A 17,335-nucleotide genomic window follows, 5' to 3' on the forward strand; every position below is an offset into this window, starting at 1 on the left:
TGCCCCTTATGCTTTTACAGTTGCTTTTTGCTCTGCTTGAGCAGGTTGCGCAGCATTCTTTTCATTTGCTGGTTGGGCCTGATAAGGTTTTGCTGAAACTTCTTGGCCATCTTTGACTTTAGCAGCGCCTTCAACAATTACCTTGTCACCAGCCTTAAGACCATTGGTAACAATCCAGTTTTGACCTTGAACACCTGCTGTATCAATAGGGCGAGTTTCAACAGCGCCTTTGTCATTGACGATCATGACTGTTGCTTGTCCTGTTGGTAAGCGCGCTACAGCCGCTTGAGGAATTAGATAAGCGTTAGGTACAAGACCTTGCACGATTTGTGCTGTTGTATACATACCCGGAAGCAGCAAATGATTTGGGTTTGAGAACACTGCACGTAAAGTAACTGTACCTGTATCTTGGTTTACAGACGCATCTGAGAAGGTTAATTGACCTTCAATCGGATAGGTTGAACCATCTTCAAGTTTTAACTTTACCTTGGTGTTATTGCTGTTGCTTAAACTGCCTTTGCTCAATTGTTGACGTAAGCGCAAAAGTTCCGCACTGGATTGATTAATATCAACGTAGATTGGATCAAGTTGTTGAATCGTGACCAATGGTGCAGTTTGATTGGCAGTCACCAACGCACCAGCCGTTACGGATGAACGACCAGATTGTCCAGAAATCGGTGAGCGGATGGTTGAATAACCAAAATCAACTTCTGCATTTTTCACTTGTGCTTGAGCAGCAGCAACTTGCGCTTCGGAAACACGTACTTGACCAAGTAAGTCATCATATTCTTGTTTAGAGACTGCGTTGCTAGAAACAAGTTGTTGATAACGATTTAATTTGGTACGTAATGAGCTTAGGTTTGCTTGTTGTTGCAAAAGTGCAGCTTTGGCATTGTCTAAAGCTGCGCGATTTGCACGTGAGTCAAGCTCATAAAGCGCTTGACCTTCAGAGACATAACTGCCTTCGGTAAACAAGCGTTTTAAGATCACACCACTGGTTTGTGGGCGAACTTCTGAAATTTGATAAGCAGATGTTCGACCTGAAAGTTCAACGTTTTGTTCAATACTTTGCGGTTGAGCTACAATTACACCAACCTCAGCAGGTGGCATTTGTTGTGCAGCAGCAGCTTGCTGTGCATCATTTGTATCTTTGCTACAACCAACAAGCGCGATGCTTGTTGCTAATGCGCAAGCAGTTAGGGCAGGAGCCCAAAGCTTAGCCGACATCATTGTTCCACCTCAATTTAGATTTTGATCTAAAAAACAAATTGTTGTTGAAGTTGCTTTGGTACAGCCATAACCAAAGCAACGAAGTCCAAATTAATCCAATTCCCCAGCCTGAGAGCACATCTGTTGGGTAATGCACTCCTAAGTAGACTCTTGATATACCCATCACCATAATCCATAACGTTGCGATTAAAATGACAAATAGGCGATATCGATGTTGTTGACACAATAACAACGCTAAGCTCGCTAGGGTTGCCGCGTAAAGGCTATGACCGCTTGGGAATGAGGCGCCATAGCTTTGGACCAAATGATAAAACTCTAAAGGTCTAGGTCGATCAATCCCCCATTTTAGGAGCCAACCAATAGCAATACTTCCGATTACACTCAATGCGATAAAAACTAAACTTTTATAATTTTTCATCCAAGTTTGATATATGCACAAAAATGTAATTAAAACGATTAAAAAGGGCATTCCGCCCAATTGAGAAAGTAGGATCGCCACATGATCAAGCACGGAAAAACGGTGTTCAAATAGCATTTGAACACTCAAAAGATCTAAGTTTGATGTAGAGGGGTGAATCAGCCCAATCACACCTAAAACTAAAAAAATGCAACCAATACAAAGTAGTAGGTACGGCATGCGAACCTCAGTTTTTTTGCTTAACCATTTTAAGGGTTGTAGAGTGTTTTGAAGTGTACTCAAGAGTACACTTTTGGTCAAGCATTGAAATTTTATGATAATTTCATTTTCAAGTTTTTTTAAGGTTTAGTAAAAAAACATAACAAAATTTGATTGATATCTCATTTTTTCTCGGTGGTCGTTTTTTCCTGTACTTCAACGGGTTGTTTAGGTGGCCAAAAGAAGTCACTTGGTCTTGTAAGGAAATGAGTCATCACCAAATGTGCCAGTGGTTTCCATTGTGAAAAACGGACTCGACGTGCACGTAAAGCCACAATAATCGTTAAAGTAAAACTGACGAATAAGTTGGTTAAACCGATCAATAACACGCCTAGGAATGACACAATAATCAATGCAATGTCAGGAGAACCAATGGTCATCAAACCTTGAATAAAGTTTGCTGATGCGAAGGCAATATGACGAATATCTAAAGGTAATCCTAGGATAAAACCAATGGTTCCCATGCTCCCAAGCATGATACCGAAGAGAAAGTTACCACCTAAAGCACCTAAATTGGTTTCAATATAGTTGGCAAATTTGTCTAAACGTTCTTGTCCCATCCAGCGTTTCAAGCGACGATGTTGTTTGAGTCGAGGACCAACTTTTCGATAGACAGCTAAATTATCAAAGTAACCAGCAATTAAACCTGAAAGGAACAAGCATACACCTGCGATTGCAGCATGTGGTACAGCAAGCGAGGTGAATGGATTGAGACTATGTAATAGCGCTGCTGATTTAGCATGATTTAATAGTGGCTCATCCAAATAAAACTGCCATGAAAATGTGATCAGCGCGGCGACAGGAATCGCAATCGAAATATTACCTAAAATGGCAATAAACTGTGTTCGAATGATATTAATAATTAGCGCAGCTAACTCTGCAATTTGAGCGGTTCGGCTACCTTTTTGCTGTTGTACAGTAGACGCTAGCGCAGCCGCAGTCATGGCGGGTTGTTTGGTTGCAACAGTAAAATGCAACACATGGATCAACATGAAACCGAGTGAATAGTTCATGCTATATAAAAAAGCATGGGTAAACGGTGCTAACACCAAACGTGCAGTCAGAATTTTTAAGGTTGCCATGGTGGCAATAATGGCACCTGCACCAGCTGCTGCTTTGTACATGCCAAAGAAGCCAGCTTTGTCGGTACTTACGTAATGTTCGCCGGTTTTACTCGCGTTTTCTGTTACCTGTAAGGCGATTAATTCACTGGTAGAGGATAGGAGATGACGAACGCTTCGACTATCGTAATGCGCTTTAGTTAGATCTGTTATTAATTCACCCAGAGCAAGATATTTTACTTCGTCTTTACTTGCTAATAGGCTGAGTAATAATTCAATACGATCTAAGGCTTGTTCTAATAATGACAATAAATAAGTCAAACTAATACTGACACCAATCCGCTTCGTAGCACGACGAATTTTCATCACCACATCACGACACTGATCAAGCATCACGAAAGCTTGTGATGCATCCAGCGGTGGGAGAACTGCAACAGCATCTTGCTGATCAACTTGTTTTTTATATTTTTCTATAAAATCAACTATTTCTCGGTTTTGTACCAAGAATGGTGATTCGTATTCGGTAATATCGGGTTGAGCATTAATAAACTCAGGATATAACCCAATACCACTGATTCGATAGGATAAAACCGTAATGGCTTTGATCAACTCATTGCTTGAAACTTGTTTTTCAGCACTACTATTTGAGCTTTCACAAATCAAATTAAACAATGTAGACCAATCTTGTTTGTCGATGAGATCTAGCCATTCACTGTCTGTTTCTTGATGAAAGACCTTGCCTACAAGCGTTGTGAGTTGTTGCCCATCTTCAACTAATGGAAGAAAGTGCGCACCTAAACGTTGTCCAAGCTGATTCCAAAAACCATCAAGAGAGAGGATTCCACTATCTGCATATAAGCTAATTTGCTTATATTGGCTCATCAGCTTCAACAAAAAATGCTGAAGTAAATTGGCAGATGTAGGTGTCAGTAACAATGTTTTGATGAGATGATGAATTCTTTGTTTTACTTCATCTGCATCATTTGGGTTTTTCGGTCGTAAGCGATTAACCAATTCAATGAGGAGATTTTCATCAAGAACAGTTTGAGGGTGCTCAAGCTGTTCCTGCATTTTTAAAAATAAATCAGATAAATTTAAATGCATAAGCAGTCAGACATTATTGTAGTCGATGTAAAGCCATCAAGGTTAAATTCATCAGTGCTTGACGATATTCATTGTCAGGCAGTGCTTTCAGTGCCTCTAAAGCCGCGTCAGTTTCTTGTTGAGCACGCTTTTGGCAATAATCCAAACCACCTGAGTGATGAACGATTTCAATCACTTTATCCAGATGTTCGATACCACCAGTTGCGATACTGCGACGGATAATCGCATGATCTTCACCTGTTGAGTGCGCCAGTGCAGAAATTAAAGGTAAAGTTGGTTTACCTTCCATCAAATCATCACCAATATTTTTACCTAATGTTTCTGCATCCGAGGTGTAATCTAAAATATCATCAATGATTTGGAATGCATTGCCAAAATGCCCAGCGAAGCGACGTAACGGTTCACGATATTCTTCAGTACCTGCCAATATTGCTGCACCTTCGGTCGCAAGCTCAAACAAACGTGAAGTTTTACCATGGATAATATTTAAATAGATTTCTTCTGTGGTGTCTGGTTGATGTTGAGATTGGAGTTGTAAAACTTCACCTTCAGCAATCTCACATGTCCCCGTTGAGAAATCTTTTAATAGTGTCATGTTGTTTAAATCGACCAGTAGGTCAAATGCACGTGCAATCAAAAAATCACCGACCAAAACCGCAGTTTGATTATTCCACGTCGCATTGGCTGTCGGGCGGCCTCGTCGTAAATTGGATTCATCGACGACATCATCATGCACCAGTGTCGCGGTATGCAACATTTCAATGACAGCGGCTAAGTGTTGAGCTTGCTGCATATTGGTTAATCCACATGCACGTGCAGCAAGTAGACACATAATCGGGCGCATACGTTTGCCGCCAGCTTCAACCACATGCTTGCTCACGGACATTACTAAGCCGACTTTAGAACTGATTCCTTCATTGATGAGGTGATCCATCGCAGCAAAATCTGTCGCAACAGGGGAGAGAATGTCTTGCTTGAAATCGATGACCATATGAAGAAGAACCTCGTATAGATGAGTGAGTGCGTTAAGTGTATCAACTAATCTGTTGCTAAACATTGATACACATATGGTTATTTGCCGTTTAGAACAGGGTAAGGTGTTTTTTGGTCTTATTTTAGGCAGAAAAATTGACTTCCTGACCGAGAAAAAGACGGTTTCTAGATTTTGTTAAAACACAGTTTGTTATTGCCAAATGGGTTGGTTAAAAATGTATTGCAAATCACAAAAAGAATCAATCAAAACAATGTATGGTTAATCTATTTGATTTTATTGGGAAAATAAAATAATGCATACGGATCTATGCATTTATGCAAAATCACTTGTTGTTTGATCAATTTTCACTTAAAATTTGTCCCCTTGTATAACCCCAGTGGCGTTCGTTTTAAGTTCGGTATATCCCTTTATCGACACGACGACACGGGCATGTTGGAGTACATTATGTACGCAGTAATCCAAAGCGGTGGTAAACAGCACCGTGTTGTTGAGGGTGAAACCCTTAAAGTTGAATTGTTGAAAGCTGAAACTGGTGCAACTATTACGTTTGATGACGTATTAATGCTTGTAAACGGTGATAGCATTCAAATCGGTGCTCCAGTTGTAGCTGGCGCAAAAGTAACTGCAGAAGTAGTTGGCCATGGTCGTCACGACAAAATCCGCATCATCAAAATGCGTCGTCGTAAACATTACCGTAAACAACAAGGTCACCGTCAATGGTTTACCGAGTTGAAAATTACTGGTATCGCAGGCTAACACGAGGAGTAAATAGACATGGCAACTAAAAAAGCCGGTGGATCGACGAAAAACGGTCGTGATTCGAATCCTAAGATGTTAGGTGTTAAAGTTTACGGTGGTCAAACTGTAACTGCTGGTAACATCATCGTTCGTCAACGTGGTACTGAGTTCCACGCTGGTGCAAATGTTGGTATGGGCCGTGACCATACTTTATTTGCTACTGCTGACGGCGTAGTAAAATTTGAAGTGAAAGGTCAATTTGGCCGTCGCTACGTAACTGTTGAAGCTTAAGCTTTTATGGTTCAAAAAAAGCCCGCGTTAAGCGGGTTTTTTTATGGATATATTTTAAAAGATTTTTAGTTTGAATAGTGGCCGAATTTTCCAGTTTTAATATCATCATAGGCTTCAAGAATTTCATCATAACTATTCATTACAAAGGGGCCATGTCCATTGATCGGTTCATTTAAAGGTTGGGCGGATAAAAATAACAAATCACAATCCTCAATCGCTGTTATTTCAACATCGCTACCTAAACTCGACATCACGGCTAGAGCTTGTTCTTCAAGATGATCTTCATCCGCTGCAAACATGGCTTTGCCTTTACGCAAGTAGATTAATGTTGTGGTTCCTTCTTCTGCGGGGAGGGTAATTTGCTGGTTCTTTTTTAAATGAATGTCAAAAATATTCATTGGGGTAAAGGTTTTGGCGATGCCTTGCGTAGTTCGATATTGACCAGCGACTACACGAATATAACCTGCTTGATGATCAAGTATGCATTTAGGAATTTCACTATTGGATAGGCTTTGATACCGTGGCGCTGACATTTTGTCTTTAGCGGGCAGATTCACCCACAGTTGTACCATTTCAAACTTTCCGCCTTGTTGACGAAACTCAGGGCTAAATTGTTCGATATGTTGAATACCTGCAGCGGCGGTCATCCATTGCACATCGCCTGGTTGAATAATGCCACCTTGACCTGTAGAGTCCTTATGCGCTAATTCTCCTGCAAAAACAAAGGTGACGGTTTCAAAACCTCGATGTGGATGTTCATTGACACCTTTTTTATTGCTTTGTGGTTCTAATTGCCCAGGACCAAGGTGGTCGAGTAATAAAAAGGGTGAAGTAGTATTTCCAAGTTCATGATATGAAAATACTGATAAGGCAGGATAAAAATCACCAATAGCAAAACGAGTATCGTTACGATGAATAAACGCAAGACTTTTCATGGTTCGGGCTTTTTGTGTCATTGGACTTAGATTATCAAACTGTAAGCTATGGTCTAGTACATTCTTTATCAATAATTTCTATCCAAAATGTCATAGCATCAAACTCATAAATTGTGGTCGAGGAATAGAATTTTTATTTATTACAATTTCTACATAAAGGCTGTAACTTCATACATAATGCTGAACTTTGCGACACGAACTACACAAAACCGCTGCTTTTCTTCATTTTTTTAGTGATTAAAAACAGTAAGATGTCGTCATAACAGTAGAACTCTGATAGAAGGTTCATTTTATGAATTTTATGAAAAAAATAGCTTACGCGACAACTTTAAGTGCAATTACACTTGCGCCTGTTGTTAGTATTCAGGTGTCTGCTGCACCGGTGGCGGCATCAGCTCAACAGGCAACGACGAGTTTGGTTCAACAATTATCAAGCTTGCAACGCTTCACTGCAGACTTTGAACAAACAACGAAAGTAAGCAACAATAAGGCTGCACCAAAACGCGGGCTTACTGCTCAGCACATGAATCAAACTTTTAAAGGTGTGATGAAGGTTGAACGCCCAGGTAAATTCTATTGGGAAATTACTAGCCCAGCAAAACAAACGATTGTCACATCTGGGAAAACAGTGTGGATTTATGATCCTGATCTACAACAGGCAATTCGTCAAAACCTAGATGATCAGGTGGCAAATACCCCTGCATTATTGTTGTCGGGAAATACCAATCAAATCATGCAGTCTTATCGTGTGACACAACCCGATCGCACGAAATTGTATTATACCTTGTATCCAAAACAGGATGACAGCACGTTCCAAAGTTTAACAATCAGCTTTGGCGCGAATAGAGCACCGAATTTGATGATTTTACAAGACTCATTGGGTCAAACCACTTATGTGCGTTTCAGTAATGTGAAGGTCAATCAAGCAATTCCTGCTTCTGTATTTAATTTTGAGCCGCCAAAAGGCACTGATATTATTGATCAATAATATTTCTATAGATGTTATCTCAAAAAAGCCGCAGATATTGCGGCTTTTTGTCAGATACATTTTTTAATTTCATCTGTGAGCAAGGCTTTGTATAGTGAAGAAAAACATTAGAGACTTGCATGACAATGAACAGCTCAAAATCATCAATATTAATTCCATTGATTCCTATACTGACCATTTTCGCATTAGCAGGTTGCCAACCAAAATCAGATACGACACCTAAAGTTGAGAAAACCAATATCCCATTGGTTCAGGCTCAAGTTGTGGCAGTTGAGTTACCTAAACAGAAAGTCTGTTTAGAGGATGGTTGTACCAACTATGATCTGCAAACGGTAAAAACCAATCTGCAATGGATTGATGATTATTTTGTAGCGCGTATGAAAAAAGCAGAACCAAATGCGTTTGCAAATTTGAATGATCAACAAGTAAAAGTTCCTGAGGGAGAGCCTGCACTCAGTGAAAGCAGTACTTATGTTCGCTTTGTTGGGCAAAATTACAATTTGGCGACTTTTGCGATTCAGAGCTATACCTATCCCGCGGGTGCTGCACATGGGATGTATCATCAAGAATTTGTTAATTTTGATTTAAGCGATAAAAAACATATTCGTGTACAGGATTTGGTTAAAGATGGTATGGATCAAAAACTGCGGGACGAGTTGTACGCTGCAAATCAAAATTGGTTAGATGAGCACAATATCAAGAAAGATCAACTACAAGTCAGCGATAATTATTATTATGGGGTCAATGGAATCGTATTCGTTTATCCACTTTATGAGCTTGCATCTTATGCTGAAGGTATGAGTGAGTTGATCTTACCTTATTATGCAGCAAAAGAGTTTATCAAGGCAGAATACTTGCCAAGCCTACCGAAAGTCCCTAATTAATCTTAATCTAGATACAGCATCTGCAATTACGAGGTAGATGCTGTATTTTTTCAGGTTAAAGCCTTACACTATAGCCAGTTTTTTCTCTATTCATGATTGATTATGATCGACCCAAAATTACTTAGAAATAATATCGAAGTGGTAAATGCTGCTTTGGCAAAACGTGGTATTCAGCTCAATGTACAAGAATGGGCTGATTTAGAAGCTCGCCGTAAAGATTTGCAATCTAAAGCAGAAAATTTACAAGCTGAACGTAACGCAGGTGCAAAGCAAGTTGGTCAAATCAAAAAGTCGGGTGGAGATGCGTCAGAAATTATGGCGCGTATGGCTGCGATTGGTGATGAAATCAAAGCGGCTGAAGTCGCTTTGGCTGAATTGCAAACTGAACTTGAGCAGAAGTCTCTTGCGATTCCAAACCTACCAGATGAGTCTGTTCCATTTGGTAAAGATGAAAGCGATAATCTTGAAATCTTAAAATGGGGCACACCACGTCAGTTCGATTTTGAAATCAAAGATCATACTGATCTTGGCGAATGGATGGGTGGTCTTGAGTTTGAAACTGCGACTAAACTTACAGGTTCACGTTTCAGTGTATTGAAAGGTCCTTTAGCACGTTTACAACGGGCATTAACCCAATTCATGTTGGATACACATACGCTTAAAAATGGTTATACCGAAGCTTATGTTCCGTATTTGGTGAATGCGGATACCTTACGTGGTACAGGTCAATTACCAAAATTTGAAGAAGATCTATTCAAGCTTCAAGGCGAAAAAGAATATTATTTGATTCCAACAGCAGAAGTGCCGATCACCAACTTTGTGCGTGATGAAATTATTGACGCAGATCGCTTGCCACTTAAATACGCAGCACATACTCCATGTTTCCGTAGTGAAGCAGGTTCTTATGGTCGTGATACCCGTGGTCTGATTCGCCAACACCAATTCGACAAGGTCGAAATGGTGCAAATCGTAAAACCAGAGCACTCAATGCAGGCGCTTGAAGACTTAACTGCACATGCAGAGGGCATTTTACAGGCATTGGGTTTGCCGTATCGTAAGATTTTGCTCTGTGGTGGTGACATGGGCTTTGGTGCAGTTAAAACATATGACCTCGAAGTTTGGGTACCTAGCCAAAATACGTATCGTGAGATTTCAAGTTGCTCAAATATGGGGGATTTCCAAGCTCGCCGTATGAAAGCACGTTACCGTGTCGATCAGAAGAAGATCGAATTGGTGCACACTTTAAATGGTTCTGGACTCGCAGTGGGGCGTACCTTACTTGCAGTGATGGAAAACTACCAACGTGCAGATGGTTCAATCGAGATTCCTGAAGTTTTACGTCCATATATGGGCGGTGTAACTTATATCGATTAAGCTTTGCATCGAATTTGTGCACAGTTTTTGCTTTATCTCAATCAGATTGAAAATATAGAGGCATGATGTGGAAATTTTCCCAATCTCTTTAAAGTTGCAGCAGCAACGATGTCTGATTGTCGGTGGTGGGCATATTGCTTATCGCAAAGCAAACTTGTTGGTCAAAGCGGGTGCAATTGTTGATGTGATTGCGCCTGAGATCGAGCCTGAATTAACTGCTCTGGTTGAAAAGTCAGCAGGGCAGTGTATTTACAAACCTTTCTCAGAAGATATTCTTGCAACTCCTTATCGCCTGGTTATTGCAGCGACCGACCAACCTCTGGTCAATAAAACGGTATTTGAGCAATGTGAACAGCGTAATCTGCTGGTCAACAGTGTTGATGATATTCCACATTGTCGTTTTATGGTTCCTGCAATTATTGATCGTTCGCCTTTGGTGATTTCAGTTGCATCTAATGGTGCATCACCTGTTTTATCTAGACAGCTTCGTACTCAAATTGAAACGATTGTGCCGCATGGCATGGGGAGACTTGCTGAGTTTTCAGGAAAATGGCGTAAGCAAGTCAAAGAAAAAATCACAAATCCAGATGAGCGTCGTATCTTTTGGGAAAATTTGTATGCCAGCCCACTTAAAGAGCAGGTATTCAATGACAATATTGATGTTGCCAACGATCTGATTCAGCAGGCACTTAGTGAATGGATTGCACCCAAAGGTGAAGTTTATTTAGTGGGTGCAGGGCCGGGTGATCCAGAACTTTTAACGTTAAAAGCATTGCGTCTCATGCAGCAGGCAGATGTCGTGATCTATGATCGTTTGGTATCTGCACCCATTTTGGAATTATGCCGCCGTGATGCAGAAAAGATCTACGTGGGTAAAGCACGTTCCAATCATTCTGTGCCGCAAGATGGTATCAATGCTTTATTGGTGGAGTATGCGCAAAAAGGTAAACGTGTTTGCCGTTTAAAAGGGGGAGATCCTTTTATCTTTGGGCGTGGTGGTGAAGAAATTCAAGAATTGGTAGAAGCCAATGTGACCTTTCAAGTGGTGCCGGGAATTACCGCTGCTTCAGGTTGTTCTGCATATGCGGGTATCCCACTAACACATCGTGATTATGCACAAAGTGTACGTTTCTTGACAGGGCATTTAAAAGAAGGTTCACCAGAGTTACCTTGGAACGAACTGGTCTATGAAAACCAAACTTTGGTACTGTATATGGGTTTAGTTGGATTAGAGCGAATTTGTGAGCAACTGATTGCATATGGTCAGCGCCCAACTATGCCTGTAGCGCTCATTTCTAAAGGAACTACTCCTGAACAAAAAGTGGTGGTCGGTACTTTGGCGGATATTGCAACCAAAGTATCAGAGCATCAAATCGTAGCACCGACTTTAACCATTATTGGTGAAGTGGTGAGTCTACGTGAACAGTTAAAATGGCATGAGTGAGGGGATGCAGCGATTGACTATCGCTGCCCTGAGGAGTGAAAACTCCGCAAGAAGGATATGTGCCTGAGGGACACTCATGACTATATTCCCGACTAAATTAGGGTTCTGTGCCAAGCTAGCTAATATATGTATAAGTGAGTAATTAAGTGATTCATGTCGTTCTATACGAGCCTGAGATTCCTGCGAATACAGGTAATATCATTCGTCTATGTGCCAATACTGGTGCACAACTACATTTGGTCAAACCTTTGGGTTTTGAGCTAGATGATAAAAAGTTGAAACGTGCAGGTTTGGACTATCACGAATGGGCGAGAATGCAAATTTGGGATAATATAGAATTATGCCTTGCTGATCTAAAAGCTAAAGGTGTGGAACATGTTTTTCCACTGACAACAAAAGGAACTGCAACACCGCATACAGTTGATCTAAATCGTCCTGTTGCATTGTTAATGGGGCCAGAAACTCGAGGCCTACCTGAACAAGTCCGTTTGATGTTCCCTCAAGATCAGTGGATTCGCCTGCCCATGGCTGAAAACTCTAGAAGCTTAAATCTATCTAACGCAACTGCAGTTATTGTGTACGAGGCGTGGAGACAACAAGGGTTCAAACAGCTCTGATTGTATTGGACTTTTATATATCACCATATGGACTAGCAACAACGAGAGTATAACCATTTAGGTCTTTAAATCAAATTTCGCGATGGTGTGCATTCGGGTTGTATTTTGGACCTTCCAATATTTCAACGTGGTGGGCTTGCAAGCTTTTGACAATTTCATCAAATTGCTTGCTTTCAAACCATAACAGAACACCATTGCCAATCACATATTTAGGCTCTCCAATATATGAGTGGTCATGCGCTTGCCATTGATGTAATTGCAACACCATGGTTTGCTCAAATAGCAACTGTTCATATTCTTTGCCGCCATGTCCGCTTTGCAGGCCAAGCACAGTTTGATACCACTGACTGGTTTTCTCGACATCTGTAACAGCAATTAAAGGTTGTGGGTGCATACGAACCTCATCGGATTATTCTATTTTTTCTTGTATAGCATCAAAACGTTGTTGAGCAGAAATGATTTGTTCGATATTACTCTCAGCCCAATCTTTCAACTGAAATGCCATTTCTGCAACTTCTAAACCTAAAGCCGTCAAAGAATATTCCACACGAATTGGTGAGGTGTCTTGTACTTGCCTTTCAATAAAGCCATCTCGCTCAAGCATTTTTAATTTTTGTGAGAGAACCTTTGGCGAAATCCCTTCGATGTTCTTTTTAAGTAAATTGAAGTGCTGACTCTCTTTAGCCAAAACATTGATGATTAATAAAACCCATTTATCTGCAATTTTTTCAAAAAATAATCGAGCAGGGCAATGCTGTTGATAAATATTATATTTCAAGCCTTTAATCATCTTTGGTACCCTCAACTTTTCATTCACAGTTCACTAGTTACCTATTGGTAACTAATTGACACCTAGTTTCTAAAATATATCATTAAATCGAACTTTTAAAAACACTAGGTGAACTCATGACAAAAATTGCAGTGGTTTATTACTCAGGCTATGGCCATACCAAAGTTGTGGCTGAAACTTTTGCACAAGCAATTGATGCAACATTAATCGAGATTGATCAAAATGGTGAAATTACGGAACAAGACTGGCAAACTTTAAGTGATGCGCAAGGAATCGTTTTTGGGACACCAACTTATATGGCTGCTGCACCTTGGCAATTTAAGAAATTTGCTGATGCATCATCAAAAATTTGGTTTACACGTGGTTGGCAAGACAAAGTTTTTGCAGGTTTTACCAATAGCGCAAGTTTAAATGGTGATAAGCAAGTGACACTCATTCAACTACAAACTTTGGCTTCACAGCATGGTGGAATATGGGTGAGCTTAGGCTTACTTCCTGCCAATACCAAAGCCGCCAAAAGGGAAGATGTCAACAACCTAGGCGGATCGGTTGGCTTATTGGTGCAATCACCTTCGGATGCGAGTACTGATGAAATTCCATCTGGAGATTTGGAAACCGCTAAACATTATGCACAACGTGTCAAAAATGTTGTGGAGCGTTTGGCTTCTGCATAATACAAAAAAAGGTGCAGTTGAAAACTGCACCTTTTTTAATGAGTTAATTGGGAAGCAAGTTAATGCTTGTCATCAAACTCATTGTATTGTGGAGCGGTATATTTAAAGCCCTTAGTTTTATAGCCTAGATATAGCACCCCAAACATTGCCCACCATAAACCGTATTTCAATGCAGTTTCCTCAATTTCTAGCCATAAGGCAAAGATACTGATAAAACCACACAACGGAATAACGACATAATTGATGATTTCTTTAAATGTCTTGGTACGGCCATCTCGAAGTGCATAACGAGAAATAACCGATAAATTTACAAAGGTAAATGCGGTTAAAGCACCAAAACTAATCATCGAAATCACAATATCTAGATCCATAAAGCCTGCTGATAAAGCAACAAGACCAACGATCAAGATGTTATAAGATGGTGTAAATGTTTTTGGACTAATATGACCGAAAATCTTTTTGTTAATAATGCCATCGCGACCCATCACATACATGAGACGTGAAACACCAGCATGCGCTGAAATACCTGAAGCCATTACAGTAATAATTGCAAATGCAAGTACGTATGATTGGAACAGTGAACCACCCACGAGCAATAGGATTTCTGGTTGTGTTTCAGCAATATCTTTAAAGTAACTGCTTGGGTTACCAGGGAAATAAAGCTGAATGAAATACGTGCTGATAATGAAGATTACGCCTGCAAATAAAGCAGTTAAGAAAATTGCTTTAGGTAGCGTTTTCTCGGTATCTTTAGTTTCTTCAGCAAGTGAACTCAACGAGTCAAAGCCCGTAAATGAGAAGCACAGTAAAGTTGCACCTGTAATCAGCGCACCAACAGATGTGAGCTCATTCCAAAATGGCTCAAGTGTCCATAATTGATAACGAGTTTCTGCGGTAATCGGACCATCCGCGTTTACACCCATCTGCAATTTACTGTAAACCAAGTAGGTAAATGTACCGATAACAATTAACTGTACCAATACAATCCAACTGTTAAAGTTCGCAACGAATCTTGCACCACGTAAATTAACACCCGTCATAAATGCGGTGAGAACTACAACCCAAACCCAGTGATTAATATCTGGAAATAATGCAGTCAAATAAATGACAGCAAGAATGATATTCACCATAGGAGAGAGTAGGTAATCTAGCCAAGATGACCAACCGACCATAAAACCGACATTCGGATGAATCGATTTTTGTGCGTAGGTATAGGCGGAGCCTGACGAAGGATAACGTCGGATCATATGCCCATAGCTAATTGAGGTTAGCAAAATGGCAACGAGGGCGAAGATATAAGAGGTTGGAACATGGTGATTACTTGCTTCGGATACGAGACCGAAAGTATCAAATAACGTCATTGGTTGAACATAAGCCAAACCAATAATTATGACGTGCCATAGACCTAATGTTTTTTGCAGTTTAGCTGCTGATTGAGTCCCAGAGATGTTTGTCAACGGCGTTATCCTCATTATCGTTGATCAAGGATCAGCTATGGTTTAAGGATCATTTGAGACAAAAATGATCCCCCCTACAGAAAAAAAAGCGAAGTGCGCCAATCTATCCTAATTTGGCGTAAATTGTCAGCACTTTTCTGTATTTTTTAGCAATTTTTTTGCCAATTTGGTTGAGAATTCGATGAATTATGGGTTCATTTGCCATAAAAAAGCCTCGAACCCTAAATTTACATGGATCATGATGTAAATCTAAGTGAGTCGAGGCTTATTTACTAAATATTTATTTAGCTAAGTGAGGTCTTACCACGCTTTTTGTAAAATAGCGCGAAGATCTTTGAGATTTGCTTCTTTCGGATTGTAGATGATAGATCCATCATTCAATGCTTTTTCAGCAACCTCATCCAGTTGGGCTTCAGTAATCTTACCTGTTTCCCGCAACGTACGCGGTAATTTGGTCAAGCTATGTAAACGATCACGCATCGTCAAAATCGTAGCAATTGCTTTGTCAGCACGTTGGTTTGCAGGGGTTTGAGAATAGATGTCTGCACCTGCTAAAGGAAGCAACAACTCGCCTATCTTTTGGCCATTCACTTCTTTGTTGTATTCAAGTACATACGGTAAGAATAAATTCATGCATAGTCCATGCGGGAGGTGGGCAACCGCACCTAAAGCATGACCAAGCGAGTGAACAAGACCGACCATTGAATTTGAAAATGCGATACCTGCCATTGTCGATGCTTGAGCAAGCTCTAAACGACCTTGTGCATCACTTGGATTGTCGAGGACTTTGAATAGATTTTCACTGATTTTCTTTATACCCGCACTTGCATATGCATCACTGAGTGGATTGGCTGCCAAACACGTATACGCTTCTACACAGTGAGTAAGTGCATCCATACCTGTCATTGCGGTTAAATGCGGAGGTAAAGTCATGGTCATACGTGGATCAAGGATCGCTGCATGAGGCATCAAATAATAGGAAGCAAAAGCCAATTTTACATTGCGTTGCGTATCAGAAACTACAGCAACCATCGTGACTTCAGAACCCGTACCTGATGTTGTTGGAATTACAAAGAAAGGTTTGAGTGGCTTTGGTAAGTTGTGTGCACCTGAGTACTGTAACAGGTCATCACCGCCTTCAGATACCAAGATATTGGTTGCTTTAGAGGTGTCAATCACTGAACCACCACCAATGGCGATAATGGCATCACAGTTTTGTTTGCGATAAGTTTCAGCTGCGGAGCGAACTACCTCTAAACTTGAGTCAGGTGGAACATCATCAAAAATTGCACCGATTACCGCATCTGTGGTGCTGAATGCTGCTTCAATTGGGCTGAGTAAGCCATTTGCTCGAACGCCTTTATCAGTAATGATCATAGGGCGTTTTGCACCTAAAGTTGCAAGTTCGAAAGGGATATGCTCTAACGCAGCGTTACCAGCAATGACTTTTACAGGACAGAAAAACTCGTAATAAGGCTTAGCCATGGTTATGCGCTCCGTTTGAGATATGATTTAGCGACTTTCAGATAGATATTTTTTGCACCCGTGAATTTTTCTTTTAATGTCAATTCGGCTGGGTAGCGTTTTACTGCGAGTGAAGCAATTAATTTTGGCAGGATTAATGCTTCCATCTTATTTAGGCAACGAACAAGACGGATTGCACTAGATACGTCACCGTCAGCAATCATGCGATCATTGGCAAAAGCTTGGGCAGTACTTTCTTGAAATGAGAATACTAAAAATGCATGGGTAAGATGCTTAAAGGTAATAGTTAAATCTGGTTTCCCTTTGTAGTTTGGTACAAGTTCCAGCGTTTTATCTTCGGTTACTTTTGCAATAAATGCAGGTCCATTGGGGAAAACATTCATCGAAAGTACAAAACCGACAGGAAATTTTGATACTTCCTCATGTACTTCATCATCCACCTGACTTGCCATGACTAAACCACGACCGACAACATCCATCATGAGTTTGACGTAGGCAAATTGCAAGGTGGGTTTCACTGCTTTGCTTGAAATCACTTGCGTATCCCTTGTTAAAATTATGCAAAAAGCTAATTTAGAGTATTTACTCTAATT

General features: G+C 40.4%; 18 protein-coding genes. 8 read left to right on the forward strand and 10 right to left on the reverse strand.

Translation table 11 applies throughout. The features are described 5' to 3' along the window. Positions 1–6: 6 nt before the first annotated feature. From DS737_RS03680 to sdsA, 4 genes are all read right to left on the reverse strand, one after another. A complete protein-coding gene (locus DS737_RS03680) occupies positions 7–1,230 on the reverse strand; it encodes an AdeA/AdeI family multidrug efflux RND transporter periplasmic adaptor subunit (RefSeq protein WP_113996798.1) in 1,224 nt (407 codons plus the stop codon). Beyond that, entirely contained in the window at positions 1,217–1,867 is a 651-nt protein-coding gene (locus tag DS737_RS03685) for a phosphatase PAP2 family protein (RefSeq protein ID WP_005083047.1), read from the reverse strand. The genes DS737_RS03680 and DS737_RS03685 overlap by 14 nt, the downstream gene beginning before the upstream one ends. 161 nt (positions 1,868–2,028) lie before the next feature. Further along, the gene (locus tag DS737_RS03690; protein WP_004640429.1) at positions 2,029–4,071 is read right to left on the reverse strand and encodes a site-specific recombinase; all 2,043 of its coding nucleotides are present in this window, start codon (positions 4,069–4,071) and stop codon (positions 2,029–2,031) included. A 13-nt stretch (positions 4,072–4,084) separates the two neighbouring features. Beyond that, positions 4,085–5,062: an All-trans-nonaprenyl-diphosphate synthase gene (gene sdsA, locus DS737_RS03695; protein WP_005083044.1), complete on the reverse strand. Its 978-nt coding sequence runs from the start codon at positions 5,060–5,062 to the stop codon at positions 4,085–4,087. 447 nt (positions 5,063–5,509) lie between these two features. Between sdsA and rplU the strand changes: the two genes are divergently transcribed. Both rplU and rpmA read left to right on the forward strand, forming a co-directional pair. Beyond that, on the forward strand, positions 5,510–5,821 hold the full coding sequence (gene rplU / locus DS737_RS03700) for a 50S ribosomal protein L21 (protein WP_005083041.1): 312 nt from the start codon (positions 5,510–5,512) through the stop codon (positions 5,819–5,821). A gap of 18 nt (positions 5,822–5,839) precedes the next feature. After that, positions 5,840–6,094, forward strand: coding sequence for a 50S ribosomal protein L27 (rpmA, locus tag DS737_RS03705; protein WP_004640422.1), 255 nt, complete (start codon positions 5,840–5,842; stop codon positions 6,092–6,094). A 65-nt stretch (positions 6,095–6,159) separates the two neighbouring features. On the opposite strand, the gene DS737_RS03710 is transcribed toward rpmA, so the two are convergent. After that, complete coding sequence (locus DS737_RS03710; protein ID WP_113997954.1) at positions 6,160–7,029, reverse strand: pirin family protein; 870 nt, start codon at positions 7,027–7,029, stop codon at positions 6,160–6,162. Positions 7,030–7,321: 292 nt separating this feature from the next. Here DS737_RS03710 and lolA point away from each other — a divergent pair, with 292 nt between their 5' ends. The 5 genes from lolA (at position 7,322) to DS737_RS03735 (ending at position 12,336) form a co-directional block, all read left to right on the forward strand. After that, on the forward strand, positions 7,322–8,017 hold the full coding sequence (gene lolA, locus DS737_RS03715) for an outer membrane lipoprotein chaperone LolA (protein ID WP_004640412.1): 696 nt from the start codon (positions 7,322–7,324) through the stop codon (positions 8,015–8,017). 119 nt (positions 8,018–8,136) lie between these two features. After that, positions 8,137–8,901 (forward strand): DUF3298 domain-containing protein, encoded by a 765-nt coding sequence (locus DS737_RS03720; protein ID WP_113996799.1) that lies wholly within the window; start codon positions 8,137–8,139, stop codon positions 8,899–8,901. Positions 8,902–9,003: 102 nt separating this feature from the next. Continuing rightward, positions 9,004–10,275, forward strand: a complete 1,272-nt coding sequence (gene serS, locus DS737_RS03725; RefSeq protein WP_113996800.1) for a serine--tRNA ligase — start codon at positions 9,004–9,006, stop codon at positions 10,273–10,275. Positions 10,276–10,342: 67 nt separating this feature from the next. Further along, positions 10,343–11,719 (forward strand): siroheme synthase CysG, encoded by a 1,377-nt coding sequence (gene cysG, locus DS737_RS03730; RefSeq protein ID WP_113996801.1) that lies wholly within the window; start codon positions 10,343–10,345, stop codon positions 11,717–11,719. 146 nt (positions 11,720–11,865) lie between these two features. Continuing rightward, positions 11,866–12,336 carry a tRNA (cytidine(34)-2'-O)-methyltransferase gene (locus tag DS737_RS03735; RefSeq protein ID WP_005083031.1) on the forward strand — a complete coding sequence of 157 codons (471 nt, stop codon included), beginning with the start codon at positions 11,866–11,868 and terminating at the stop codon, positions 12,334–12,336. A gap of 70 nt (positions 12,337–12,406) precedes the next feature. Here the strand turns inward: DS737_RS03735 and DS737_RS03740 are convergent, their stop codons facing one another. Both DS737_RS03740 and DS737_RS03745 read right to left on the reverse strand, forming a co-directional pair. Beyond that, a complete protein-coding gene (locus tag DS737_RS03740; RefSeq protein ID WP_113996802.1) occupies positions 12,407–12,730 on the reverse strand; it encodes a VOC family protein in 324 nt (107 codons plus the stop codon). A 15-nt stretch (positions 12,731–12,745) separates the two neighbouring features. Next, on the reverse strand, positions 12,746–13,126 hold the full coding sequence (locus DS737_RS03745; protein ID WP_004640401.1) for a winged helix-turn-helix transcriptional regulator: 381 nt from the start codon (positions 13,124–13,126) through the stop codon (positions 12,746–12,748). Positions 13,127–13,242: 116 nt separating this feature from the next. On the opposite strand from DS737_RS03745, the gene DS737_RS03750 reads away from it, so the two are divergent. Further along, on the forward strand, positions 13,243–13,800 hold the full coding sequence (locus tag DS737_RS03750; RefSeq protein WP_004640399.1) for a flavodoxin family protein: 558 nt from the start codon (positions 13,243–13,245) through the stop codon (positions 13,798–13,800). A 59-nt stretch (positions 13,801–13,859) separates the two neighbouring features. On the opposite strand, the gene DS737_RS03755 is transcribed toward DS737_RS03750, so the two are convergent. From DS737_RS03755 to DS737_RS03765, 3 genes are all read right to left on the reverse strand, one after another. Then, positions 13,860–15,257 carry an APC family permease gene (locus DS737_RS03755; protein ID WP_017394983.1) on the reverse strand — a complete coding sequence of 466 codons (1,398 nt, stop codon included), beginning with the start codon at positions 15,255–15,257 and terminating at the stop codon, positions 13,860–13,862. Between the two features lie 300 nt (positions 15,258–15,557). Further along, the gene (locus DS737_RS03760; protein ID WP_004640396.1) at positions 15,558–16,742 is read right to left on the reverse strand and encodes an iron-containing alcohol dehydrogenase; all 1,185 of its coding nucleotides are present in this window, start codon (positions 16,740–16,742) and stop codon (positions 15,558–15,560) included. 2 nt (positions 16,743–16,744) lie between these two features. Further along, complete coding sequence (locus DS737_RS03765; RefSeq protein ID WP_005083027.1) at positions 16,745–17,278, reverse strand: hypothetical protein; 534 nt, start codon at positions 17,276–17,278, stop codon at positions 16,745–16,747. Positions 17,279–17,335: the final 57 nt, after the last annotated feature.

The organism is Acinetobacter haemolyticus, from assembly GCF_003323815.1.
Taxonomy (GTDB): domain Bacteria; phylum Pseudomonadota; class Gammaproteobacteria; order Pseudomonadales; family Moraxellaceae; genus Acinetobacter; species Acinetobacter haemolyticus.